This window comes from Candidatus Uabimicrobium helgolandensis (genome assembly GCF_041508025.1).
Lineage (GTDB): Bacteria > Planctomycetota > Uabimicrobiia > Uabimicrobiales > Uabimicrobiaceae > Uabimicrobium > Uabimicrobium helgolandensis.
The window spans coordinates 6,774,162-6,800,609 of sequence record NZ_CP165719.1; the positions used below are offsets into that span (position 1 = coordinate 6,774,162).

Here is a 26,448-nt window from a genome sequence, read left to right on the forward strand (position 1 = left end):
ATCAATTCCCTATCAGTAATCTTTGTATGGCCTCTATTAATTTTTTATCGTTACACGGTTTGGTAAAATAATTATCTATTCCAACTTCCATACCTTTAATGCGATTTATAATCTCGCGATGACTAGAAATTACTATAACAGGTATGTTTTTGTATTGGGGATCTTTTTTTATTTTTCTTGCAAACTCATAACCGTCTATATCTGGCATTTCTAAATCAGTTAGAACTAAATCTATGTAATAGTTCTCTAATTGTCCTAAAGCTTCTCGACCATCTTGAGCTTCAACAACTCGAAAACTGGCACTGTGCAAAGCTTTGCAAATTCGCTTTCGTTCGTTTTTTGAGTCTTCCACAACAAGAATAGTATAACGTCGCTCTTTAGAAGTTTCTTCATCTTTTTGTCTAACTTCATGTTTTACAGCCCCCAAATTAACTTTTTTGGGAAGTAAACGCACTACTCCTGCTAAATCTAGTATCAAGATAACGCGACCATCTCCTGCCAAACATGCTCCCGAAATCCCAGGAATATTATCTAAAATATTTCCCAGTGATTTTACAACAATCTCCTGTTGCCCTAATATTTTATCGACAACAAGTCCGATACTTTGGTCGGCGACGCGAGTGATGATGACGTACACTTTATCACTTTGCTCTTGACTTTTAGGCAAAGAAAACAATGAACTTAAACGAATAAGAGGAATGATATTTTTGCGAAACCTAATCACTTCTTGGCCAGAGACTGTTTCAATTTTGTGGGCGTAAGTACGAATTGTTTCTACAACAGAACTTAAAGGAACAGCAAAAATCTCATTGCTGACGTTAATTTTTAAAGCTTGGACAATTGCAAGAGTCAATGGAAGACGTATTGTAAACACCGAACCTTTGTTTATTTCCGAAGAAATCTCAATAAAACCATTTAATTTTTCTATATTGCTTTTTACAACATCCATTCCAATACCGCGGCCTGAAATACTCGTTACTTCTCCCGCTGTAGAAAAGCCTGGAGTAAAAACTAAATTAACTAAGTTTTCAGGAGGAACATGTTCAATATCCGCAAGCGAAACAATTCCCATGCCAAGAGCTTTGGCTTTTACTTTTTCAGGATCTATTCCCTTTCCATCGTCGGAAATTCTTATAATAATTTGATTTCCTTCGTGGTAGGCAGAAAGGCGGATTACTCCGGTGACAGGCTTGCCTTTTTTTTGTCTTTCATCTATTGTTTCTATACCATGGTCAACAGCATTACGTAACAAGTGGATAAGAGGGTCACCAATTTCTTCAATCACTGATTTGTCAAGTTCTGTATCAGCCCCATCTATAACTAAATTTACTTTTTTATTAAGTTCGCGTGCTAAATCACGTACTGTACGATTAAAACGATTAAAAATTTTTCCGATGGGTTGCATACGCGTTTTTAAAACAGCCATTTGTAATTCAGAAGTCACAAAATTCAAAAAATCGGATGCAGAATTTAGCATCTGCTTACTTTGTTGAAGTTGTTCTGATTTACTTGTTAAAGACTTTGACTTTTTATAATGAAAGTCATCACCAACAACATCCTCTAAGTGGTGCATAGCTTGTAATAGTTGATTACGACCAAGAACAAGTTCACCAACTAAATTCATAAGGTGATCTAATCTCTTTGTGTCTACGCGAATATTTGTATCCTGAGGTAAAGCACTTGGTCTTCTTTGTGTTTCGTTCATATTGTTGTCTATAGAATTCAACAATACTTCTTGTATTCGTTGCGTTTGTTGGGCTGATATTTTGGGTTTTTGTAGAGTCCTCGTTCGCAGTAAAAATTGTCGCAATTGCTTCTCAATAAGATCCTCGTCTAAATCAATACTTGGATTTGAGAAAAGAGTCTTTATGCTGTCAACGCTACGCAATATCGAATCCATAATTTCGGCTGTCATCATAAGTTTATTATTACGGAGAGCATCCATCACATCTTCAGCAGCATGCGCAATTTTTCCCATTTTGAAAAAATTTTTCTTACCTTTAAGAAAATTGGCAGTGCCTTTTATCGTATGTAAGTGTCGAAAAATACGTTCAATATATTCGCTGTTTTGTGGTTCTATTTCAAGTGTCACAAGATCTTGGTCTATTTTTAGTAATAAGTCTGTAGATTCGACAGTAAAATCATCAATGATTTCTTGGACATCTTCTTCATCTAAACCTGTATCTTGTTCTACAAATTGTTCACTTTCTTGTTGTGGAGGTTCCGAAGATAGCGTGCTTTGTAGGTGATTACAAGTGACTTCGATATCGAAGTCACTTATTTTTCCTTGCTTTTCATTAAGAAATAAAATTTTGAGGATATCTACGGCTTGCAAAATATAATCCATAATCTCAGAAGAGACTCGTACTTTTCCTTCAAGTAACACACCTAAAACATCTTCAGCCACATGGGATACTTTTGCCATTTTTGCAAAGTTGGGCTTTTGTTCTAAGAAATTAGCGGTTCCCTTTATTGTATGTAGGTTACGAAAAATTCTTTTTAAACATTCGTTGTTTTCAGGATCAGCTTCTAAAGCAACGAGATCTTGATCTATTTGCTCTATCGATTCTGTTGCTTCAATAATAAAATCGTCTATGATTTCCTTGATATCTTCTTCGTCCATATTACAATTTTTCTTTCACATATTGAATGCGTTCTTTTACTTTTTTTACCATCGTTGCATCGTGTAGCTTTTCGTAAAGTTGTATCGATTTTTCTAAATACCATAGTGAGCGGGCATAGTTTTTGTGATTGTAATGCAAAATAGCGATGTTGTTGTAAGAAGTCGCGATTCCGCGTTTGTCATTTAACTTTTTAGAAATATCAAGATCCATATTGTAGTACTTTAGTGCTAATTCGTAATTGTTTTTTGCATCATGAATTAGACCTATGTTGTTATAGGAAGCAGAAAGACCAACATAATCACTAATAACATTTTGAATTTTAGCGCTTTTTTCAAAAAAGTTTAGTGCGTTTTCGAAATCGGCTTTTTCTTTATAAAGAAGACCAATGCTATTGTAAACATTACCGAGTAGGCGATTCTCTCCTATTTTCTCTAGCATCTCAGAACAGCTTATATAACAAGCCAAAGCTTTTGCTTTGTCTCCTTCCAATTTATAAATAAGTGCTTCTGTTCCTTTTGTAGTTGCAATTCCTTTATAGTCTTTGATCTTTTGATATAACTTACGGCATTCCATTAGTGTTTCTAATGCTTTTTTGAGTTTATTAGTGTGAGCCATAACCACTACCATATTATTATATACTTCCGCGATACCTTTTGTATTTTTAATCGATTGATAAATCTTAAGGCTATCGTTGTAGTGTTTATTCGCTTTATCATATTTTTTTTGCGTATAGTACAAAACACCTAACTCGTTGTGAATATCTGCCAAACCTTCCTGGTCTTCGTTGCGCTTGTAGATTTCTAGTGAGCGAAAATATTTATCTAAAGCTGATTTATACTGCTTTACTTTAAAATCTTGCTTACCTGATTTGAAAAAACATTTTGCCAGCTTTTTCTCGTCGCCGAGCTCACGAAGAATAAACATCGATTTTTCAATGTACAGCTTGCTGTCATCTGTTTTATCTAATTTTTCGTAAACTTCACTTAAATTCATATATAAATCGACTAATGCAACTCTATCGTCTAACACTTCGTATACATTTAGAGCCTGTAAGTAATTAATTACGGCTTTTTCGTAATCGTAATTTTGTTGGTATATTTTTGCAGTAGTGTATTTTACATTACCTATTTTATACTGGTCCCCAGTATCAGAAAATATTTGCAGTGCTTCATCTAGAAGGTCGAGAGATTTATCCTTTTCTTTTTGTAAGTAATAAATGCGAGCTACATTTTCTAGGGCATACCCTACTTTATTTTCATTATTTAAATTTTCATATGTTTTTTCTTGTAACTGAAAATACTCTATTGCTTTTGGATAGTTGCCTTTTTTCTCTTCGAGATAACCAAATTCGCTATACAAAGAAGCTTCGAGGTATGTGTTTTTAATTTTTTTATGCAGAGGTTTAATTTTTTCTAAAAACAAAGCTGCCTTTTCGTAGTCATTCATTTCGCGATGGGCTTGTGCTAGTAACAAAGATATTTCTAGTTCTAGATTTGTGCCTTGGACTTTCTTAACAATTTTGTAACTTTTTTTGTATAGTTTGGTTGCACGCTTTATATTCCCACATTTTTGATAACTTCTTGCTGCAAGAATTAAAACCGAAACTTCATCGTATTCTTGGATAATTGTTTTTATAGTTTCAGAAAGTTTTTCAAACATAACAGCAGCAGCAAAATAATGACGCGTACTATATAAATAAGTAGCTACATCTGCAACTGCGACTAAACAACTTTCATTCTCTGCCTGAAGTAATGCTCCCACAAATTCATCAATAGCATTACCTTTTCCTACAAGATAATTACAAGACCTAACTTTAAAAAGAAGTATTTGTGAAGTAATTCCACGCGCAAAAGCATTGTAATTTCCTGCTTTTTTTATGACTAGTGCCAAACGATCAAAATATTGTTTATCAGCTAAACGCGTTAATGCAAAATAAACAACGCCAACCAAGGGAAAGTTCCCTTTTTCCAATTTTTGTAGGTATGAGATTAGGAGATCATCGCCGTGTTGTCCGGATAAAGCAAAGCAGCGATAAAATAGGTAGTATTTTACTAAAGATATAGGAATATCTAGACCAGTTACTTCACCTTGTCTTTCATATGTTGATACCCATTCTACAATTCCTTTTTTTCTTAGTATTGGAACTGCCGCTGTAGAAGAAAGATTTATCATACTTTGCACAAAATCATCATTATCAGACTCAACAACCTCATCTAAAGTAATATTCATACGTGCTGATCTCACCAACACTTCTGTATATTTATCAATTAAATCGCGGTATTTTTTATTTATGCTAATCTCGTTCATAACGAAGCCTTCCATAATATCTCGTATGCCAAGATTATAAGGGACTTCGCGATTTTTAAGTGCTTGGATGAAAATAAAAGCAAGCGATGGGTTCAATATCATCGCTCGCAAATCTTGGGAAAAAGAGTCATATGGGGTTACTGGACCAAGCTTACGATTTGTAACAGCGCTATACAACGCTTTACCTACAAAAAAAGATGGCAAACTTAGTTGATAGTGATGTAATCTCGATTCAACTAAAGGGCATTTTCCCTCTATTGGCATGAACATACTCAACTTTAAATATTTTTTCAAATATAAGTAAAAAATGCTGGAAACAGATAAAATCACCTTGACATTTTTTTGGTATTTATGAGTAAAATTAGTTATCGCATTTACTAATTTTTCAGGTTCAGGATTATTGCTTATTTCGTCGAAAATTAAAATGAGTCGTTGCGGTGTTTCTTGAAATTTATTTATAAAATCATTATAAGAAAAGTAGTAATCGAGAAATGTTTCAATATTTGGGCAAATAGCATCTACAAAAACAACAACATCACCTTGTGAAGACCATTTCCTAGCTCTTTCTAGAAGCAAAGTACTTTTCCCGGCCCCAAACTCTCCGCTCAAACAAAACATTGGATAAAGATTACTTTTGTCCACGAAACTTTCTAAAACAGATTCGCAATTTCGCCGAGGAAAATATTGATTGTATAAACCACACTCTCTTAGATCTCTTGCGCGGTCCTCTATTTTTTGGAAAGAAAACTCCCAAATATTTTTTACGTCTAATGGTTTAGAGAAACACAACTGATATTCTTGCCAAAGTGCCTGATAATCTTCATAATGCTCTCTGATAGCGACTTCGTGTTTATAGCCAGAATAGTACAATCGCTTACTAGAGGCGAATTGAAAAAGAAACAGCTCTTTGTTGGTAAAAGACTCTTCGCGAATACAATAATAACAGTCTTGGTATACAACAAAGGGATGAAGAGATAAGAATATATTTTTTTTCTTATTATAGATGTATACATGGTGTTGTTTTAATTTTGTCGTGGTGTTTAGTTCGTATTGTGGAAATTTGCTACTTGTTCCTTGGAAATAACAAATAAGATAACTAGAAGGGGTTTCTTCTTCCACTGCAATTAGCAGGTACTGGCCGAGTAAATCATCCATACTTTTAAAAATAACATCAAGTGCCTTTTCACATAAGTCAAGGTAAGATGAAATTTCATCTTCGTTAAGAATGTCTAAAATCGGTATGATGAACTGACCTATTTCCCATAAACAATCCAAAGAGTTTGTTGTTCGATCTTCGTATTTTAAATCTTTAATTTCTCTTAGATAAACATGGCTTTGTTGTAACTTGATTATCCACGACTTTATGTCGCTAAAAACGGGATGAGAAATATCTTGACTTAGTAAGAGTTTAAATGTCTGAAGAGTATTACTTTCATAGAGAAATTGCCGTGAGAAAGGATCATGGTGTTTGAAACAACCCAGCCGTTTTTTTTCGCGATATACAGAAAGGAGTACTAAGTTGATATAACGCAACAAATATTCATTTGTCTGCAATAGCGTTCTAAGTCGATCTTTGGCTTCTTTTTGTCCTACAAACGACTTGTACATAGAAGCTATTGGAAAAGGATAGTTATCAAGAATATAGTTTTTATTCATCACCTTGTGACGAGGATACCAACAACCAAGTGGTCTAAGCCAAAACTGATTTGCCACTCAAATGCAAAAATCAAATTGACTTACCTCGTATCTCCTTTTGTGAGTAAAAATAGTCATCAACTCTTTCTAAGTGATATTCAAAAGTATTTTCACCGCATCTCTTAAGTTTGTCTCTTTTCTAACTTATTTTCGTTAAAAAACTTGCGTATAGAGTTGGGTAACTACTTTTGTTAGGTCACTTACTCACTTACAGTAGCAGCTGAAAATACTGCCGCATTTTTAAGTGTAAGTTAAACAAAAATGTAGACATGTTCATATAAAATTTTCATTTTAATAGCTATCTTTAAAAAAGGCAAGTACTTTTGGTTAGAGAGTAACGCTCTTTGGTCTAAGGCATATAGAAATAAATGCGATACTCTACTACTTGATCTTTTATCCGCCAGTGTCGTTCTCTCTCTTGTAGAAATAAATTATGTGTGTTCGAAATACTTAACCGTGAATAAAATTCACAGCACATTATATTATTTCTGTATAACTAAACTCTCTAAAATAGAGAGAGTAATGATTTTCTCATTGATGACTGGTAGCTATTTCACTACAATATAAAAACTTAAATCAGCAAAACATTAGTGTTTGATTGGTTATAAATGCTAAGTTTAGTGAGTCACTAAAAAAGGAATGACATGAATAAAATTTTACTAATAGTAGTTTTTTTTACTGTTGCTTGTGGTTCTACTCAAAAAAATTCTTCTTCGCAAAATAGTAGTAGCAACAACGCCTACGAAACAGCAAAACAAACTTGGGCTGCTGGCGATGAACAAAAAGCCAAACAACTTTTTATTCAAGTAACAAAAGAGCTCGCAGCGAAAGATAATCTTAGTTCTACAGAACACCTTGCTCTAGGGGATAGTAACTTCTATTTACAGAACTATGAAAAAGCACAGTATTACTTAGGAAAGTACTTAGAAACAAATAGTAGTGATACTATAGCGGTTTGTAAAATGGGAAAGACGAAATTTCACATGGAGTTCTACAAAGATGCAATTCCATATCTTCAGAAATGTCATAAAAATTCGCCGCAAGATGCACAAATTAGCTATTTTTTAGCTCGCAGTATGCAAAAATCTAACCAAGGTGTAAATAAAGAAGCATTAACTTTATATCAAAAAAGTGCTGAAAATGGCAACACGAAGGCAATGCTTGAGTTAGCAGAAATTTATCGTTATAACAAATACAATTCTCGTGCGAAGAAGTTATATGAAAAATACATTCGCCAAGGAGGCAAATTAGGGCCTCAAGCGCAAGAGTGGCTAAGTGGACAACAACCACCTGTTGTAGCAGTTGCACCTACACCAGAACAATCAACTTCAGTAGAAGTACCTGTAGAAGAAGCGCAGCCAGAAGAAATACTTATGGTTTGTCCTGTTTGTGGTCGTTTAGGAGAAAAAGACTCACAGTTATGTACTTTTGATGGGGAACCTTTAGAACCGCTTAATTAGAGTATACATTTAGATTTTATTGAGTTATTCTAAAGAGTAGCAAGACTTTGAAATATTTAAGTTTTCTTCAACTAACCGACTTAATAAATTGAGTGCTACAGTTCTATTTTGCGAGTAGAAAGAAATAATCTATCCATTTTGGATACAAAATAAAAGAGGTTATTTCTTTCTACATTTTTTATTCTTTGGAAATTTTAACACGCATAGTGAAATTTTGCGTCATTTCTTTGTCTGTTTTTCCTTGCTGTTGAACATTTAGTAGCAAGTGGCTTAGAGAATCTGAATTATTTTTAATGAAAACAAAACCGCGATTTTGTTCTTGTGGCCCTAGCAAAACACCTTTAAAATGTTTCTTATCATAATCAATTTCAAGAAGTTCGTTTGAAATACTCACGCTTTCGTGAATACCTGGCGCAATAAAAACCCCAGGTATAATAATGATCCAAAATGGAATTGCTCTGCTGTGGGAAAATTTTACATTTTCAATCACTTCAGAAATAGGTACAGGATTTAACTTATCACCTTTTTCAGTAACAATTGCAATATTTTGATTTGTTATTTTAAATGGGCTATCTGCGGTATTTTCAGCATTCAATAATATACTAGTGTATCCTTTACTAGCTAGATCCATTCCTAAGTATTGTTCATTTTTTTTACCGCTTAGTTTTGTTGCTGCTATACGTAAACCGTTTTTATCGGCACTATTTATATCTTGACTAGCTGGCTGCTTCAGATTATCCATTTCTAAAGTGTCATAGCTAGCAGTACATCCGATAAAAAAAGTAGAACACAGTAAAGATAGAAAAAAAAGTTTCATTTATTCTCCTGTTCACGTTTTAGATGAGAGTTTATAGATTTGCGATTTAGTAATTATAGGAATATTCAAATGCACGGCAAGTTACTTTTTTTACAAAAAGCTGTTTCTTTAAATTATCTTCCCCAGCAAAAACTCAGCGAACTTCTCAAGTTATATGGCACAACCATACCTGAAAATATAGAAGATATACTAATAGACCAGCAAATATTAACAGAGGAACAAGTCAGAACAGTTTATAATAAAATCGAAATACAAAAAGAGGTTGCTCGATTAGATCAAACTATTAGCGAAGATGAAACCATTAAAGCTGGAGATAGTTTGATAATAGCTAACGAAACGCAAAGTGATATGAGCGAAGGCTCTCACTTAGATGTTTCATATGTTAGTAATAACGATAATATAATTGATTTTTCAGAAGATTCTCAAGGAGCGCCTCTACACTTAACAATGCCTGAAGGAAATTCTCAGGAACAAAACTTACATCAAACAATGCCTGAAGCTTTACAAAAAAATATACCGTTAGATGTTACAATGGCTGCAGGTAATGAATATTCAACAGAACAGCCTTCTCTTGATCTTACAATGGCTGCAAATGATAAAGGTTTATCAGAAAATTTACCTCTTGATCTTACAATGGCTGCAAATGATAAAAGTTTATCAGAAAATTTACCTCTCGATATAACAATGCCTGCAATAGGCGAAGGGGCCCCTGTAGAGCAGGTAAAGCCAACAACATCTTTCGATATGACAGTAACAGACAACGAACAAGATAGTATTATTTCTACAAGTGATAAAATTTCGTTTCATACACTTAGTGATTTCGAACGCGGTAAAATAAGTGCGCAACTTCCACAAGCAGGTAGCTCAGAGGATATGGCCGTTGCTCAGAAAGCTGTAGAGCAGAAAAAAATAAGCGTTAGTGATTTACAGAGTTGCATGAAAGAGAAACAAAGCCTATCACAAACAGGAAACAATATTTCGATATGCCAGTTACTCTTAGAAAGAGATGTTCTTTCTCCAAGTGAAATTCTTTCTCTTATGAAAGAAAAAAAAACAGAACCTGCTGTTGTTGCTACAGCTGGTCAACACTTTGCCCCTGGCCAAGTACTCGCCGACAAATTTCGTGTTGAGAAAAAATTGGGTAGTGGTGGTATGGGGGCTGTTTACAAAGTGCAACACACGATGATGAGTAACCGTTATTTTGCCCTCAAAATAATGCACTCTAACATTGCCGCAAACGAGAATAATTACCGCCGATTTGTTCGCGAAGTAGAAGCGACTATGAGTGTTATGCATCGCAACATTATACCTGTTCGCGAATTTGGCCGTTTAGAAAATGGTAGTCCATACCTAACAATGGATTGTAGTACGGGACAGCCACTTGATGAGATTCTTCAAAAAAACTGGAATAAAGACATTCCAAGATCTTTAGAAATTACTAAGCAAATATTGCAAGGCTTAGAGGAAGCGCATAATAAAAGCATAATTCACCGCGACTTAAAACCAGCTAATATACTTGTCGAAAAAGATGAGCAGCAAAAAGATTTAATCAAGATAGTTGACTTTGGGTTAGCAAAATTAGTAGAAGAATCCGAGATAGAGTCTATTACGCAAGGTGCTATAGGTACACCATTCTATATGTCTCCGCAACAAGCAGGAGGAGAAAAAGTAGATCATTGTACAGATATATATGCTGTCGGAGTAATTCTTTATGAAATGACAACAGGAAGCTTGCCTTTCAAAAGCAATACTTTACGCGAACTTCTAAAAAAGCAAATGTTCGAATTACCAGACCCACCAAAAACTGTGCGACCTGATTTGCCTGATAACTTAGAACGCATCATTTTAAAAGCATTGTCAAAACCAGTAGAGGAACGGTATCAAAACTGCGCTGAGTTTATTGCAGATATAGATCGCTTTCTCGGCGGAGAAAAAGTTGAAGCGAAAAAAGTTCGCAACAAAAACAGCAAACCTTTACTGGCAATTGCAGCCACCATAGTTATTATTGGTGTAGGTACTATCGGATATTTTGCAATGTTTAATAAAAATACGGCCCCAGCAGGAGAAAGTGGTACAGCAGGGACCTCTAACCAACAAATTAACAATACGAATAACTCAGAACGCTTTAAAGCTTTTGAAGGCAAAATCAACATTTATTTACAGCAAAAATTATGGCAAGAAGCACGCTCTATTTTAACGCAAACAGTTAATATGAATTTATCGGTAGAGCAAGTCAATAAAGTAAGTGAATATAGACGCTTAATTGATCGCAAAATTCAAGAGCAATTAGATTACCAAACTCTCACCACAAGTGTGAATATTGCACGTAATCAGCAGCAATTTGAAAAAGCAATTGCTCTACTCACTGCCTATCAAAAATCTCACCCAAATAATTCGTACGAAGAAACGATAAAACAACAACTAAAAAATATAAAGGATTTTCGCAAACAAAATGAGCAACAGCAACAGCTACAAGAAGAGTATCAATTTTCAACGGCCAAGAATGAGCTGCTTTCTCTAGTACAACAAAAGTTGTGGCAAGCTGCTTACAAAGCTCTTTTAGATTTAGAAAAGCTCCCTGTTCCAAATAAAAAAGCTGAAAGTGAAATCAGCGAAGTAAAAACCAAAATTGTTCAGCGTTTGAACGAAGCACGTGAATACGAAAAAACAAAAGTATCTACGGAATTACAACAAAGCAAAAAACAGTATAAAGAAGCTTTACATTTATGGCAAACATACAAGAAAAAACATCCAAATAGCGAATATAGGCAACAAGTTCAACAAAAAATTTCTTACTTAATTGAGCTACAAAAAGCTAATAACAAAAGTGAACAACAACAACTTATTCGCGATGCACAAAATGCACTAAAGAATAGAATGTATAAAAAGGCCCAAGAACTTTGTAGAAAAGCACTAAAAATAAACTCCAAGAGTAAAAGCGCTTTGCTATGTTTAGGTAAAGCATATTACTACCAAAAGCAATATAAAAAAGCTGTCAAGCCTTTAGTTATTGCTAATGATCATCATAGCGAAACGTACTATATGTTAGCGCGCATTTATTTGAGAAAATCGCAGAAAAAAGCTATTTTCTATTTAGAAAAGTCTATAACTGCTGCAAAACGCGAAGGCAACAAAAAAAATATAGTGTCGCGTAGTATTACTCTTGGAGAACTCTATGAAAAAAAACGACAAACAACACGCGCTTTACAAACATATACAACAGTTTTAGGCTATATCGAAAAACAACGATCTCAAAAAAAATACCTCGATCTATTCCGTAAAGTAGGAATGATGTTATATACAGCAGGAAAAACAGATGAAGCGGGAAAACACCTAAAAATATATCAAAATTTAGGAGGTAACAATTCGCGTGTAAACGAAATTATGATACAATTTACGAACTATACGCCACTAAATTTCAATAGTAAATGGAAATACCGCACATCAATCAATAATAATAATTCGTATAACACATACATCATTGCAGCTATTCAAAATGATGAATATCTTATTAAGGTAGATGGTCGTGTTGGGGATGAACGTTGGTATAAAAAAGATGGATATATGGTCAAAAAATTTCGAAATGGAACCACCGACAAAGTACTAAAATACCCTCCTAAAAAACAAATGACCTGGACAAGTGAGTTACCTCGTTATAAGGTAGAGTATCGTATAGTAAGTGTTTCTGAAAAAATTCAAGTTCCCGCAGGAACATTTGATAATTGTATAAAATTAGAATTAAAATATTCTAACAATTCTCAGAGATATTCCTTCATCTACTATGCGCCAGAAGTAGGAGAAGTAAAACAAGAAAAATATCTAAATGGCCAGAAAATATTTACCAAAGAATTAATTGAATATAGCCATTGATAGGAGTGAATATGCAAAGATATTTCATTATTTTCATACTGATTTTAGTAAGCACATATGCGCAAAATGTCGAAGACAATCAGAACGTCGAAGACAATCAGGACATCGAAAACAATCAGAACATCGAAAACAATCAGAACATAGAAGACGATCAGAACATAGAAGACGATCAGAACATAGAAGACGATCAGAACGAATCAAACAACACAGAAGACTCTGGTGATTCTCTTGAAGAAACATCTTCCGCAATAGATTCTTTGCTAGAGGAAGCGATTATTTTATTAGAAGAATCAAAATATAAAGAATCACTTTTAGCTATAGAACAAGTGTTGGAGGAAGAACCCGATAGTGGCATAGCTCTTTTTATCAAAGGCATGATATTTATTCGTACTCAAAAAACAGACGAAGGCTTAAAACTATTACAAAAAGGTAAAGAGCTTGGAGCTGATTTATCTATATATCAACTAGAAGTTGGTCGTGCCTATTTTTTAAAAAGAATGTATCCGAGAGCGATCGCTGCTCTCTCTACTTTTGAAGAAGAATCTCCTGGTGACTCCGAAGCGATTATGCTTCTTGGTTATTCTTACTTTTTTGTCAAACAGTTTAAAAATGCCCAAAAATATTTGCGCGTTGCGTTAGAACGCGACGCAGAAGATACAGATGCCATTCATTACTGCTTAGCATTATGTGCTATTCAACTTAAACAACGCAAAGAACTAATGAAACGCATTGATTCTACGATCAAAGATAAACGTAAAAGCTGGTTTCAAAAATCGGCTTTAGAGCTTCGCGACCTAGCAGAAGATTACAAAATTGCTGAAGCAGAAAAACCATGGTGGATTCAAGCGCAGATAGGAGGAGGTTACGATAGTAACCCTCGTGCTTTCGGAGATGAAATTCCTGTAGATGTTGATCAACGCTACGACTTTTTTGTCTCGTATTTTTTACGCGGAGAATACCACACCAAAATAGGGGTTGGCAGCGAAGTTTACATAAAAGGTTCTATCTTTGGTCGAAAATACGTAGAGCTAGCTGATGAAATCGACCAAATTGCTTTCGAAACTGAAATAGGCTTTCGCCATGATTTTAACGATGTTGTTAACTTTAAAACAGGTGTGCGCAACCAATATTATCTCGTTGATTATGAACCTTTTGCTAATGATTTTGACGTGTTTGCTGACTTTACTATATTTCAAACAGAATGGATATATACTGAGTTTGGCTATACACTTGAATACCGTTTCTTTTTAGATGATGTCAATGATGATGACGACGAACTAGGAGGTTTTTACCATTTTTTTCGTTTAGCCCAGTCTTTTTATCTAAAACCAATAAAAGCAACTTTAAAGGTCGGCTACAATCATTTACTCACATCAACAGAAGGCGAAAATTTTGACCGCAATGAAGGGTCAATTTACGCAGCAATGAACGGTTATATTTTAAAAGATAACTATTACGGAATTCGCCTAGAGTATCGCTACCGTGACTTCAACAATGATAATTCTATTGATAATGAAGAGAGGGGGGATCATGTTTATTATGGTCAAGTGTTCTTTGCACATAAAATCATGGATTCACTCTCACTCTTTTGTTCCTATACCTATGAACGAAATGATTCTAATTTAGCCGATTTTGATTATAGCCGCCAAGTTTTTACCACAGGAATCATCGCCAGCTATTAGTATTGCTAAAATTACCTCGATAAGACACAGAACAATAACTACCTCTCTCTCTTGGAATACGAATAAACATGTTTTCATACAATGTCAAATATTCAAGAGAGGGAAGTAGTCCTATCTCTTTTGGTATTTCTGCTATTTTGTTATTGTCAAGATGCAATTCTTCTAGAGAGGTAAGCTGATTTATATCTTTTGGAATCTCTTTTATTTGGTTTATTCCCAATGTTAAACCAGTAAGAGAAGAAAGTTGTCCAATTTCTTTTGGAATTTTTGTTATTTGATTATTGCGCAGAAACAGAACCTCAAGAAAAGAAAGCTGTCCAATTTCTTTTGGAATTTTTGTTATTTTGTTTGTTCCGAGCGACAGCGAAACAAGAGAAGAGAGTTTCCCAATTTCTTTTGGTATTTCTATTATTTTGTTGTCATCAAGCCGCAGTTCGACAAGAGAAGAAAGTTGCCCAATTTCTTTCGGAAGACCTGCTATTTTATTATGATCAAGTAGAAGTTCGACAAGAGAAGAAAGTTGACCTATTTCTTTCGGCATTTCTGCTATTTTATTATTACGTAAATAGAGCCAAATACATTTAGAAAGTTGGCTTATTTCTTTTGGAATTTTTGTTATTCTATTCTTATCCAGTTTTACAAATACTAAAGAAGAAAGTTGACCTATTTCTTTTGGAATATGCTCTATTTTGTTACCACTTAAATCGAGAATTTCAAGAGAAGATAGTTGTCCAATCTCGTTTGGAATTTTTTCTATTTGATTGCTACTCATTTTTAAAACTTTAAGAGAATCAAGTTCTATCCATTTTACTTTAACAATTTTGTTACCACTCAGGTTGAGAGTTCTAAGACGGAAAAGTTCCTTCATTTCCTTTGGAATACTATTTATTTTGTTATTGCATAGGTTTAAAACTTCGAGGGATGAGAGTTGACCAATTTCTTTGGGAATTTCTTCAATTTTATTACTACTCAAATTGAGATTTTTTAGATTCGTTAAATGAAAAATCCAATGAGGAATACAATCTAGTTTTTTATTCGAGAGATCGATATCAACACTACTCCCGCGAAAAGAGCAATTGTCAAATTCACATCCTACAAAACTATCAACATCAATTTCTTCTAAGTAAAAAGTACAAGCCAAATATCTAGTATTTGGCTGTATTTTTTTTAATGACTTTCCTTTAATTACTTCCATGAGCTATTTTTCTTAGCGAATTATTTTTCGTGTATATGTTCCGACAAAAAGAGTCATAATAAATAGTCCAAAGAAAGCTTCGGTACTCACAACATATGGCATGATACTATCAAGTCGTGGTTGAATGTCACCAAAGCCCATTGTTGTAAACGTAGCAAAGCTAAAATAAGTCGCTTGCGCAAACCCAAATGGCATAGATTCTGGTTTTACCAGGGTATCTGGAAAATAACTGTAAACAGCGCCAAAGAACAGAATAAAGCTAATCGCTACAATGGTGATATTGAGTGGTCTTGTTCCATAACCTGTCGCACGATCAATAAGTATTCTTTCAAATAGCGAAAATGGTAATTTGCCTAAATAAAACAACTTATTAATAAACGAAGCCGCTTTCATTTTTTCAATGTTTTCTTTAGTACGATACTTACGTTTTGTTTGACGAAATTTAAAATATGCCCAGTCCTCTTCTTCATGTAATCCACGTTGATAAAAACTTTCTTTAAGAAGTAGATACTCCTCTGCGCACTTTTCATATGATGGTTTTTCTGGATTTTCATGTATTAATTTACGGCGAATTTGTTTGGCTTCAACCACCATGAGATCTACTGCTGCTTTATAAAAAGATAAAGCGTTGAGTGTCGCCCCACTTAAATCTAAACGACGATTAATGTTCGCATAATCAAACGTTATTTTTGCAAACTTACCACCTACTGCAGAGAATTCTTGGTTGCAATATACACTGTCAAAACAAATATAGTCATTAGCACGCACATTAATAAAATTGGCCTGTTCGCCAAAGAAGCAGTTGGCAAAATGCGCCTCGTTTACAAAGGTAACGTTTTCAAAAATAGCGCGTTTGTGAAAGCGCGTATTGGTAAAATCACTATTACCATTAAACTGTGCTGGTTTAATTTCTGAAACACTTTCACCTAGGCTACGCCTGGTATGTGAGTCTAAATTAAAAAGTACTTCATTATTGAATTGCGCGTTTAAGAAAGTAATGTTGCTAAAAGAACTACCATAAAAAAAAGAAGACTGTGCAAATTGAGCGTAGGAAAAATCCGTTTTTTCGTGAAAATGTGCATTTTCAAATGTAACATTACTGCGAAAGGCGGAACGAATAAAATCTGCATCTTTGTGGAATACCGCTTTTTTGAAGTCAATCTTTCCATCTATTTTCGATTCGCGAAAAGCAAAAAAGCAATCGACATCTATTTCAGAAAAGTCAATATCTGTTTGTGCTGTAATATAATTAAAAGAGGCATCCTGACCTTTAAAATTTACTTTTACAAAGTGTGCCGCTGCACGAAAATCACATTTATCAAAATGACCTTCTACTTCAAAAACAGCATGATTAAAGGAAATGGTATTGTTAAATTGCGATCCCCAAAAATAAGCTTGTTCTTTGAAGTGTGCATGTCCAAAAATAACTTCTTCGAAAAATACACAATCTTGGCAAGACATGAGTGTTGAAAATACACAGTGCCCAAAAACCACTTCCCCTTTAAATTTACAATTTTTTAAGATCATTGCATTATCAAACTGAGCAGCAACTGCTTTATCAGAACTTCTTTTCTTGCCAGCAATAAAAGAACCTTCAACAACAACATTTTCTAAGTGTATTTTGTGCTGTATTTGGCAATCTGTTAAAATTATTTCACCAATAACACAATTGAAGATTTCAATATCGCTGGTTTGCTTTTGTAAATTAAGAATTGGAATATAAAAATTTTCAATTTTTTCGCCAGCTTTTTTTAGAACATCATCTATATTTAATGTGGTTAAATTATTATCCACAAGGCTCTCCTAACGACTATCACAACCAGTATTAAATTTCGCCCAAATAGGAAGGTGATCGGAGACCATGCGCGCCGAACTGCGATCAATATTACCGTCAGGATCGCGAAAATGTAGAGAATCATACTCGTACACTTCTTTTACTTGCGACCAATCCTCTTCGCTATTGTGCATCCAAATCATATTGTCGTTGACTCTTTTACCATAGGTCATTGTTTTTTTCGCTACAGTAACTTCTCCGCGCAAAGTAATAGGATGAACGACAATTTTTTTCTTGCGAACATTTTTCCACAATTCGCCATCAATACCACCGCGATTAGGATCGCAGTTGAAATCCCCAGCAACAATGATATCTTCTACGGCAAATTTTTTATTGAGAAATCGAAAAACTTTGGGAATGAGTTTAAAATCATTTCTCCGCGGAAGATCTTCTTCCTTCGAACCCTTAGGAGCAAGATGCACTGAAACCAAGCAAAAATCAAAATTTTCCTTTCTCGCTTGAGGGTTCTTAAATTTATCCTTGCGCACTTCAAAAAGAGCGTAGTGTGGCGGTCTTTGCATTTCTAAATCGCGTAGCATGCCTTGAGTTTTGAGTTTTACTAATCGATTGTCATAAATAATAGGAAGAAATTCAGCTGTATTGCTACTTACACCCATTTTTTCAGGATATGTCATACGATAAGCCTCTTGCCCTATACGCATATTGAGAACTTCAATTACCCGCTCTACAGCTTCTAAGTTATCGCCTTCCACTTCTTGAATTGCAATAACATTAAATTTGGCTTCATGCAAAATATCGGCAACAATTTCAGGAATAGTATACTCCTTATTTTTGTAAGGTATTATTTTTTCCATTTTGCTTTCACCAAAATTTTGAATATTCCACGATGCAATACTAAGACTTTGGCGTTTTTGACTATCGAGAGTATTTAAACTCTCTTGCATACGTCGAAGACGCTCATAGCGAAGTACAATAGCTCGTTGTAAATTTTTCTGTGCTTTATTTATATATACGAAAGCCTGTTTGCGATGTTCTTGAGCTTCAACAATAAACTTTCCGCCTCGTTTCTCTAAAACGTTTGCTAAAGCTATTTTATTGGAAGCCATGCGGCTATAGTTACTCGCTGTGGCTTCCAATAATTCCGCCTCATTCGTTCCTGTATCACCAACGACAGAAATGTGACAACAAAAAAACAAAAAACAAAAAATAAAAATTCTCATAATTTAGCTCTTTAAACCAATACCGCGGCTGATAAAAATTAGATTTACAATAAAAAAGATAAAAATGAAAACAACGAGCATTGTTAACCCAAACCACACTCCGATATCCGACACCCCTAAAAATCCGTATCTAAAACCATTTACCATATAAAGGACGGGGTTGAAGAGAGACACCTTTTGCCAAAAGCTTGGAAGTAGTTCAATAGAATAAAAGACTCCTCCGAGATAAATAAGCGGTGTTAGTACGAAGGTTGGTATGATATTAATGTCATCAAACTTTTGTGCAAAAATAGCATTGGTAAGCCCTATAAGTGAAAATAGAAAAGCTGTTAATATAACAAATGCCACTGTTGTTATTGGATGGACAATAGCAAGTGGTTCAAAGATCAAAGAGGTTGCCGTAACTAAAAACGCAATAATAAGTCCGCGTAACATTCCTCCACTACAATATCCCAGAATAATAATGTATGAAGGTGTTGGCGAAACGAGTAACTCTTCCACCGATTTCTGAAATTTAGTCCCAAAAAAAGATGAAACAACATTGCCATAAGTATTTTGGATAACTGCCATCATAATAAAGCCAGGTACGACAAACTGCATATAAGTGAAACCTTTGATTGGTTTGATTTGCGAGCCAATAAAAGCGCCAAAAATAATAAAATAAAGTGTTATACTAATTACTGCTGGTAGTAAAGTTTGCGTCCAAATACGCATGAAACGCGCTACTTCTTTACGGAGTATAGTCATAAAAGCAATAAATTGTTCGTGGGCATTCATTTTTTTGTCAACCTGATAAAAAGTTCTTCTAGACGATTTGCTTTGTTGCGCATACTTTTCACTTGAATATCTTGCGTAGTTAATTGAGAAATAACTTCATTGAGGTTTTGGTCCTTATGTAAATCTAGGCGAATAGTGGTGTCATCTATTTTTTCCAATGAGTAGCCTGTAACTTCCTGCAAATCCCTTATTTGATCTCTAGTATCGATAATAAAACTTTCGTGATCTAACTGTGCAAGTAAACTTTTCATAGATGTATCTTGGATAATTTCACCATGATCAATAATTGCAATATTTTTGCATAATTGTTCGGCTTCTTCCAAGTAGTGAGTCGTAAGTATAATTGTCGTACCTTGAACATTGAGTTGTTTTAAAAAATCCCACATTTCCCTACGTGTTTCAACATCAACGCCTGCTGTTGGTTCATCAAGAATAAGAAGTTGCGGACTGTGCAAGAGAGCCCTTACAATCATTAATTTACGCTTCATGCCACCAGACAGTGTACGCGCAACAGCCGCGCGTTTTTCCCACAACCCCAATTTTTTTAGCAATTCTTCCGCGCGTGGCACTGCAATTTTACGTGGAATACCATAATACCCAGCTTGATTAACAACTATTTGCATTACTTTTTCAAAAACACTAAAGTTAAATTCTTGAGGAACCAAGCCGATATATTTTTTAGCAAGGTTTTTTTGTTTTGTTATATCCTTACCAAAAATTTCAACATCTCCGCTACTTTTGTTGACAAGACTAGATAAAATTCCAATTGTCGTAGATTTTCCTGCACCATTAGGACCTAGTAGTGCAAAAAAATCACCTTTATCTACCTTAAAACTAATCCCCTTGAGAGCAACAAGGCTACCGTAAGATTTCTTGAGTTGCGAAATGTTTAATGCATATGTCATTAAAAGTCTCCGTCAGAATCCCAATCACCAAAGCCACCGTCCTCTTCTAAATCGCCACCTTCACTATCATCTGTAGTCTCTTTTGAATTCTCATTTTCTTCTTTTGAATTCTCGTCTTCTTCTGATTTTTCCTCTGATGAATCCCAATTACCAAAACCATCATCACCGTTTTCTTCCGTATTTTCTTCCTCACTATCCTCTGGCTCTTCTTCTAAGAATTTATCGATTTCACTACTATTTTCCCATTCATCATAACTTTCATCCTTAGAACTTTCTTCTACATTCTCTAGTGACTCATCATCGTCAAGATAAGTATCATCTTCTTCTAAAAAGTCGTCACTTTCTTCACTAGATTCTTCTTCGCTAGATTCCTCTTCGCTAGATTCTTCTTCGTCAAAATCACCTTCTGCCCAATCATCTTCTTCCCAATCCAGATCATCAAAATCAGATGTAACTCCTTGAGGTGTTTGTTCTTCTTCTTGAGTGCCCTCTTCTTCTTTTTCAGGAGCAGCATCTTCTTCTTCACTTGTTACCACAACCTCATCGCTTTGTTCACGTGGATCTATAACTTCAAATTGATCAGTAGTGTAGGCATTTTGCGGATTGTCAGGAAACTCGAAATATAAATCTTTGTCATTCCATACAATCAGAGTTCTATCTTTGGGATTTGAACACTGTCGCGCGCGGAAATTAACAACATGGCCACATTTAGAACAAGTCGGAACCCATACCTTTTTGCGGTTGTCTCCTCCTGCTCGCTGAACCCAGTTTACTGAGGCTACAGATGTACAACTGCAAGCGAAAAGAGCTAGAACGATAAGCACTCTATTTATATTCCTGATTAGTTTCATTTATTACTCCTGCTTTGGATTCTTAGACAAAATTTCTCGTTTTAGTGAAAATGTCACTGTTAAGTGAGTCGCAAAAAGTTTTTGCGACTCACTTAACATCTAATTTCATTTAACTATATATATTATGATATATCAACTATCTTGGCAAAAACTTACAAAAAATGCTATCATTTTTACATCATATAAGTTAGATTATTCCTATTTAGGAATAGAATATGAACGGAATAATTGTAAAATTTGACGCCAAAAAAGGTTTTGGATTTATACGTACAGATGATCAGGAAGATCAAATATTTGTACACGTTAAAAATATCAAAGGAAAAAAAGCTCTCGAACCAGGAGAAAAAGTATCGTTTGGGGTTAAATACGGGGATAAAGGCCCTGAAGCTGTTAATGTAAAACCAGGAGGTAAGCAAACATCGCCATTTGTCTTTTTTTCATTGGTCGGTTTTGCTATTGTTGCATCGTTAATGTATGCGATGACAAAATACGCTGGTATTCATTGGGGAATTTCGTATTTCGTGGCAGTAAATATCTCTGTGTTTTTCCTATACGGTCATGATAAAAGAACGGCAAAAGCACAAAAAGGTGGCATGAGAATACCAGAAAATACACTTCACTTTTTTGCTTTTATCGGCGGAACACCCATGGCTTTTGTCAGTCGTCGTTTTTTTCGACACAAAACAGTAAAGTTTTCTTTTGTGGTAACCTTTTGGATTGTTTTTATCGCTCAAGTACTTCTTATTTGGAAATTTTGGCCACTTATACATTCATAAGGAATACTCATGTTAAAACTGGTTATAGCACTTAACATATTTCTCCCCATTATCTATGGACTAACCACAGTTTTATACGGCCGTTATTTTATTAATAAAAAGCTGAAAACAGCAAAATGGGCTTCTTTTTTATTGCTATGTGGAACATGCTTGCATTTAGTTTTTCTGGTAGCGAAAGGATGGCATTTTCAGCGATTTCCGATAGAAAGCTCTTTTGAATCTCTATCAATGCTAGCTTTTGATATCGCTGTTATTTATTGCGTAACTGAACGACTAAAGCGCGAATACACTACCGGAATTTTTTTCTTGAGCATTGTTACCTTGTGTCAAACTGTATCGACATTGTTATTTCGCGGCGAAAAAACCACTAACGAGCTACTTGCCAATCCACTTTTTGGGGTACACGCAAGTTTTACATTACTCGGATTATCAGCTTTAGCAATTGCAACACTCTATGCCCTCATGTACTGTGTGCTAGCTAAGCAAATCAAGAAAAAACAATTTGGTATTTTATATGAAGGTTTACCCGACTTGGAAACTCTAGATTCAATGAGACAAAATGCGACAATATGCGGTATCATTGTCTTAGGTATAGGCATTCTTTTAGGGCATTTTTGGGCTTACAAGTTGTTTGGACACTTTGGGCTAGCCGATCCCAAAGTATGGATTACCGATATTGCCTTGTGTGCATACGCTACTATTTGGTGGTCAACTTGGAAGAGTGGTGTCCACGGATTACGCACCAATATACTTTCTGTGTGGTTGTTTGTTATGCTATTTACTGTGGTTACGGTTCTTGAATTCTTTTTGAATACTTTTCATAGGTTTGTGTAATGGAAAACGAACAAGTTGTTGTCATTGGTTACGATCACAAAAACACCCCTGTAGAATTTCGCGATAAGATCTCTCTGACTTCTGATAAAGTAATTTCATTCACAAAAGCTGTGGGGAATAATAATAGAATTCAAGAAATTGCCATTGTTTCTACCTGTAATCGTACCGAGTTTTATATTGTTACTCCTAAGCCAGAAGCATTGTTGTGTTGGTTATCATGGCAATACCGCTATAACAAGCAATTTGCATTTCCACACCATGCTCCGAAACCAAATATCTTGTACAATCAAAAGGCTGTACGCCACTTGTTTTCTGTCTCTAGTGGTTTAGAAAGCCTTATTCTTGGCGAAGATCAAATTTTAGGTCAGGTAAAGGAAAGTTACAATTTGTTACTTTCTAGTGGCCGTAAATTTCCACTGCTCAATAAACTTTTTGAGCAAGCGATTGTTGCAGGAAAAGCAGTAAGAACACAAACTACTTTATGCCAAGGTGCTGTTTCTATTGGATTGGCAGCTGTTGAATTGGCACGTAAGATATTCCGAAGTTTTGAAAAACACCGTATCTTACTTATTGGCGCTGGCGAAACTTCTGAATTAGTGGCAAAACATTTTGCTTCGTTAGGTGCAAAGCAGTTCATAATTGCAAATCGCACAAGAGAAAAATCGCAGGCACTTGCAGAAAAATTTGGTGGAAAAGTTATCTCTCTTGAACAGATTCCCATGGCTCTTAGCGAAGTAAATGTTGTTGTAACGGCAACTAATTCTCCGACATACTTAGTTGGTTATGAAGAAACTAAAAAGATTCTGAAATTGCGTAGTGGCCCTTTACTTATGGTTGATATTAGCACTCCGCGTAATATCAATCCAGGTATAAAGGACCTCAGTCAAGATATCTTTTTGTATAATATTGATGATTTGAGAAATGTAATTACTAACAATATCGAAAAACGAAAGTCGCAAATACCTGAAGCACAAACAATTATCAATTATTATGCTGATAATTATTTAAAATGGCGCCGTTCACTCAATGTCACTCCGACAATAAAAGCTGTTGTTCGTTACTTTGAAGAAATTCGCGATAAAGAACTGGAAAAATTTTCAAATAAAGTCTCTGCACAAGAATTTCAAAATTTAGAAAAACTAGCCAATGGCATTATCAAGAAAATTCAACACCAACCAGTCATTACATTACAAAAAATGGCACGCAAACAACAGTTAGATGTATCAAAATTACATCTGATATCTGAAATCTATAGTACAGAGCGTAATTAATACAATGGGCAAAACCGTTGCATAAAAATAACAAAGGTTACTATTCACCGATCCACGAAAAGAATAATATAGAAATGAGTTTGTTTTGACGTATTGCCGCGGGCACTGTCCCCCACATCTTTTTTGCAATTATAAGAACTTTGTTTGTATGTAGCCTTTTAAATTTTAAAATGCAACCAACGCCCACGATCTGCTTGACCTCGACAAGCGTAAAACTCTCCACTTTGTGGGGAAAAAACAACACAGGCATCTGTACTATAAATCCCAAGAGTATTTTCTTGGCGAACACCTAGCTCACCACCTTTATCATCAGCAAAATATTTTTGCAAATCAGCTATTGTTACCTGGTCGTTTGACTGTAATAATTCGCTTAAACGCTGTTGGCGAAAAATGGTTGATTCATCAGGGACGCAATTTTCGTATTTTTTTATCTCTTTGTCTAACGCATGATTACAGTGTACATAAAAGCCTTCCTGATGCTTTGTTACCACCGATTTTTGAACAGAGGATTCAATTCCGTAACCAACTCCGTTCTTATCTGCTAGATAGTGGTAATGAGCACTTGCTCTAGGGGCTTTTGTAATATTTAACAATGCAGTATTTGCATCTGGTGAATTGAGCGCGCGTTGGATAATTGCTGTGCGCGGAGTACCTGGTTGTGCATCCCAAGTCAAAAGATTCGTAGAACCAAGTGCCACACCTTCAGCATTTATTCCCATAGAATAACTCGGTAAAAGTCCTAAGCACCAATTTTCAATTCCCGTTGTTGGTTTACGATGTATAAGGCAGAAAAAAGGCATGTCAGCGGTGAGCCAGTCCCAAGTTTGTCCTATAAGAATCCTATCATTTGCTGTACGATCACCACAAACAATAACACTTGAACAACCAAAACGATGATTAGAACCACTAAAAACAAGTACGTCGATAATATCAGTCATATGTGATAAAAAGAGATATTCCAAAGATACACCTGCAGCACGAGCGATACCATAAAATTCATCATAGGACTCTTCATAGAAATTACGCATGTGTCCAATGCACTCGTAAATAACAGCGGTAAGTTGCTCGGCATCATAATGACGACCCGCTTGAGCGATAATTTCTTGCGTCCACTTGTAGTGAATTTCGCATAACTCAATAATTTCTTCACGAAAACATTCGCCAATGCTCTCGCCCATATGTCGAAATGTACCACTGAGCTCTACAACAGGTAATTCATATAATGACATCGCTCCTCCAGTTCTACTTATGATCTAAGAGTTCTTCCTTAAATTTAGCAGCAAAAACAATTCTCACGAATCCTTGCTTTGTCTGCGGTAAACCGTGGCATACATCTAATAGCCCAATTGTTGATTCAAAAGGAGCATTGATATCATGATCAAGAATCATATTAATTTGATCGACATTTTTGAATCGACGAATTTGCAGAATAAGTTTTTTAAGTAAACTATGCAACTGCTTGTAGCGTTTTTGACCTGTAAAAACATGATCACCAACTAAAATCCTCTTGCCATCGGTATGAATAATAATATTTTCTTTCTTTTTACGATCATTGGGCGGATGCCCCATTGAATCTTTAGGTAGATTTGAACCCAATGTTCCCTCAAGGGTAAATGTTGGTGTAAGACAGATAAAAAAAATAAGAAGTACCATAAGCATATCAATAAACATAAAAGTAAAAGCACTGTGTAGTTTCACATCGTTTTTCATATTAATTCCCTTAGTATAAAGAAAACAAGTTGCCAAAGTTATTCATTTAAACGTAAAAAAAATGAAAACGTTCACTTTTCTTTTATTGAGAAGGGACGTAGCAATTGGAATATGCACCTAAAACGTATAATATTTTTTTGAGCCCGAGCCTGACTTCAAAGCTTTTGATCAAATAAAGAAACATTTGTTACAACCCACAAAAGTTCTACCTTTCTACTAGAAGGTTTCGCAAGCGGAAAGAAGTTAAAATGCACCTTACTACACTATAACACACCTACCGTCAACATAGGCGCTTCGCAATTTCCCAAATTCACTAGCTATAGTGGTATAGTATCAGTTTGAAAAAAATAAATCTGTAGAAAGCGGACGCGCACTTAGAAACGGGCTCAAAGCGGTTCATAGTATAATATAAGGTAATGAGCAATAATCAATTGAAAAGTACCGTTATCGATATAATCTCTTAAGATGATTGATTCAACTGTAATCACAGCACAGTAATAAAGAAAAGATCAAGGATTAGGAAAAGTAGCGAAGGACTTAGTACAAAAATACATGTTATTTGTGATACATCAGGGAATTGAGCAGATTTTTGTTTCACAGCAGGGCAAGTATATAATCTAGTGGGAACTCAGAATTTTTAGCGGCTATAGGTTAAATGA

17 protein-coding genes are annotated in these 26,448 nt (G+C 35.0%); 6 read left to right on the top strand and 11 right to left on the bottom strand.

All coding sequences use genetic code 11. The features are described from left to right. Position 1: 1 nt before the first annotated feature. Together UABHE_RS25185 and UABHE_RS25190 are read right to left on the bottom strand one after the other, a co-directional pair. The gene (locus UABHE_RS25185) at positions 2-2,623 is read right to left on the bottom strand and encodes a chemotaxis protein CheW (protein ID WP_372366071.1); all 2,622 of its coding nucleotides are present in this window, start codon (positions 2,621-2,623) and stop codon (positions 2-4) included. A gap of 1 nt (position 2,624) precedes the next feature. After that, on the bottom strand, positions 2,625-6,644 hold the full coding sequence (locus tag UABHE_RS25190) for a tetratricopeptide repeat protein (protein ID WP_372366072.1): 4,020 nt from the start codon (positions 6,642-6,644) through the stop codon (positions 2,625-2,627). A gap of 626 nt (positions 6,645-7,270) precedes the next feature. On the opposite strand from UABHE_RS25190, the gene UABHE_RS25195 reads away from it, so the two are divergent. Continuing rightward, positions 7,271-8,086, top strand: a complete 816-nt coding sequence (locus tag UABHE_RS25195; protein WP_372366073.1) for a tetratricopeptide repeat protein — start codon at positions 7,271-7,273, stop codon at positions 8,084-8,086. A 178-nt stretch (positions 8,087-8,264) separates the two neighbouring features. Here UABHE_RS25195 and UABHE_RS25200 read toward each other — a convergent pair whose 3' ends face one another. Continuing rightward, entirely contained in the window at positions 8,265-8,903 is a 639-nt protein-coding gene (locus tag UABHE_RS25200) for a hypothetical protein (RefSeq protein ID WP_372366074.1), read from the bottom strand. Between the two features lie 69 nt (positions 8,904-8,972). Between UABHE_RS25200 and UABHE_RS25205 the strand changes: the two genes are divergently transcribed. Together UABHE_RS25205 and UABHE_RS25210 are read left to right on the top strand one after the other, a co-directional pair. Next, a complete protein-coding gene (locus tag UABHE_RS25205; protein WP_372366075.1) occupies positions 8,973-12,773 on the top strand; it encodes a protein kinase in 3,801 nt (1,266 codons plus the stop codon). An 11-nt stretch (positions 12,774-12,784) separates the two neighbouring features. Further along, entirely contained in the window at positions 12,785-14,455 is a 1,671-nt protein-coding gene (locus tag UABHE_RS25210) for a CDC27 family protein (RefSeq protein ID WP_372366076.1), read from the top strand. Here UABHE_RS25210 and UABHE_RS25215 read toward each other — a convergent pair. The 6 genes from UABHE_RS25215 to UABHE_RS25240 are packed head-to-tail and all read right to left on the bottom strand — an operon-like array spanning position 14,439 to position 21,198. Further along, positions 14,439-15,650 carry a leucine-rich repeat domain-containing protein gene (locus tag UABHE_RS25215; RefSeq protein WP_372366077.1) on the bottom strand — a complete coding sequence of 404 codons (1,212 nt, stop codon included), beginning with the start codon at positions 15,648-15,650 and terminating at the stop codon, positions 14,439-14,441. The genes UABHE_RS25210 and UABHE_RS25215 overlap by 17 nt on opposite strands. A gap of 12 nt (positions 15,651-15,662) precedes the next feature. Continuing rightward, positions 15,663-17,444 (bottom strand): potassium channel family protein, encoded by a 1,782-nt coding sequence (locus UABHE_RS25220; protein WP_372366078.1) that lies wholly within the window; start codon positions 17,442-17,444, stop codon positions 15,663-15,665. Between the two features lie 9 nt (positions 17,445-17,453). Next, positions 17,454-18,665, bottom strand: a complete 1,212-nt coding sequence (locus UABHE_RS25225; RefSeq protein WP_372366079.1) for a hypothetical protein — start codon at positions 18,663-18,665, stop codon at positions 17,454-17,456. A 3-nt stretch (positions 18,666-18,668) separates the two neighbouring features. Further along, positions 18,669-19,442 carry an ABC transporter permease gene (locus tag UABHE_RS25230; RefSeq protein ID WP_372366080.1) on the bottom strand — a complete coding sequence of 258 codons (774 nt, stop codon included), beginning with the start codon at positions 19,440-19,442 and terminating at the stop codon, positions 18,669-18,671. Further along, entirely contained in the window at positions 19,439-20,347 is a 909-nt protein-coding gene (locus UABHE_RS25235; RefSeq protein WP_372366081.1) for an ABC transporter ATP-binding protein, read from the bottom strand. Before UABHE_RS25235 ends, UABHE_RS25230 begins: the two co-directional genes overlap by 4 nt. After that, positions 20,347-21,198: a hypothetical protein gene (locus tag UABHE_RS25240; protein WP_372366082.1), complete on the bottom strand. Its 852-nt coding sequence runs from the start codon at positions 21,196-21,198 to the stop codon at positions 20,347-20,349. Before UABHE_RS25240 ends, UABHE_RS25235 begins: the two co-directional genes overlap by 1 nt. Before the next feature lie 215 nt (positions 21,199-21,413). Between UABHE_RS25240 and UABHE_RS25245 the strand changes: the two genes are divergently transcribed. The 3 genes from UABHE_RS25245 to hemA are packed head-to-tail and all read left to right on the top strand — an operon-like array spanning position 21,414 to position 24,079. Beyond that, the gene (locus UABHE_RS25245) at positions 21,414-21,974 is read left to right on the top strand and encodes a DUF1294 domain-containing protein (protein WP_372366083.1); all 561 of its coding nucleotides are present in this window, start codon (positions 21,414-21,416) and stop codon (positions 21,972-21,974) included. Positions 21,975-21,983: 9 nt separating this feature from the next. Next, positions 21,984-22,808, top strand: coding sequence for an inner membrane protein YpjD (locus UABHE_RS25250; protein ID WP_372366084.1), 825 nt, complete (start codon positions 21,984-21,986; stop codon positions 22,806-22,808). After that, positions 22,808-24,079 carry a glutamyl-tRNA reductase gene (hemA, locus tag UABHE_RS25255; RefSeq protein WP_372366085.1) on the top strand — a complete coding sequence of 424 codons (1,272 nt, stop codon included), beginning with the start codon at positions 22,808-22,810 and terminating at the stop codon, positions 24,077-24,079. Before UABHE_RS25250 ends, hemA begins: the two co-directional genes overlap by 1 nt. Before the next feature lie 158 nt (positions 24,080-24,237). Here the strand turns inward: hemA and UABHE_RS25260 are convergent, their stop codons facing one another. Beyond that, entirely contained in the window at positions 24,238-25,308 is a 1,071-nt protein-coding gene (locus tag UABHE_RS25260) for a C45 family autoproteolytic acyltransferase/hydolase (protein ID WP_372366086.1), read from the bottom strand. A gap of 13 nt (positions 25,309-25,321) precedes the next feature. Next, entirely contained in the window at positions 25,322-25,789 is a 468-nt protein-coding gene (locus UABHE_RS25265; RefSeq protein WP_372366087.1) for an ExbD/TolR family protein, read from the bottom strand. Positions 25,790-26,448 lie beyond the last annotated feature (659 nt).

Bases quoted from the DNA above. Each gene is read 5' to 3' on its own strand.
- UABHE_RS25185 (WP_372366071.1), bottom strand. From the start codon at position 2,623: ATGGACGAAGAAGATATCAAGGAAATCATAGACGATTTTATTATTGAA.
- UABHE_RS25195 (WP_372366073.1), top strand. From the start codon at position 7,271: ATGAATAAAATTTTACTAATAGTAGTTTTTTTTACTGTTGCTTGTGGT.
- UABHE_RS25200 (WP_372366074.1), bottom strand. From the start codon at position 8,903: ATGAAACTTTTTTTTCTATCTTTACTGTGTTCTACTTTTTTTATCGGA.
- UABHE_RS25205 (WP_372366075.1), top strand. From the start codon at position 8,973: ATGCACGGCAAGTTACTTTTTTTACAAAAAGCTGTTTCTTTAAATTAT.
- UABHE_RS25210 (WP_372366076.1), top strand. From the start codon at position 12,785: ATGCAAAGATATTTCATTATTTTCATACTGATTTTAGTAAGCACATAT.
- UABHE_RS25215 (WP_372366077.1), bottom strand. From the start codon at position 15,650: ATGGAAGTAATTAAAGGAAAGTCATTAAAAAAAATACAGCCAAATACT.
- UABHE_RS25225 (WP_372366079.1), bottom strand. From the start codon at position 18,665: ATGAGAATTTTTATTTTTTGTTTTTTGTTTTTTTGTTGTCACATTTCT.
- UABHE_RS25230 (WP_372366080.1), bottom strand. From the start codon at position 19,442: ATGAATGCCCACGAACAATTTATTGCTTTTATGACTATACTCCGTAAA.
- UABHE_RS25235 (WP_372366081.1), bottom strand. From the start codon at position 20,347: ATGACATATGCATTAAACATTTCGCAACTCAAGAAATCTTACGGTAGC.
- UABHE_RS25240 (WP_372366082.1), bottom strand. From the start codon at position 21,198: ATGAAACTAATCAGGAATATAAATAGAGTGCTTATCGTTCTAGCTCTT.
- UABHE_RS25245 (WP_372366083.1), top strand. From the start codon at position 21,414: ATGAACGGAATAATTGTAAAATTTGACGCCAAAAAAGGTTTTGGATTT.
- UABHE_RS25250 (WP_372366084.1), top strand. From the start codon at position 21,984: ATGTTAAAACTGGTTATAGCACTTAACATATTTCTCCCCATTATCTAT.
- hemA (WP_372366085.1), top strand. From the start codon at position 22,808: ATGGAAAACGAACAAGTTGTTGTCATTGGTTACGATCACAAAAACACC.
- UABHE_RS25260 (WP_372366086.1), bottom strand. From the start codon at position 25,308: ATGTCATTATATGAATTACCTGTTGTAGAGCTCAGTGGTACATTTCGA.
- UABHE_RS25265 (WP_372366087.1), bottom strand. From the start codon at position 25,789: ATGAAAAACGATGTGAAACTACACAGTGCTTTTACTTTTATGTTTATT.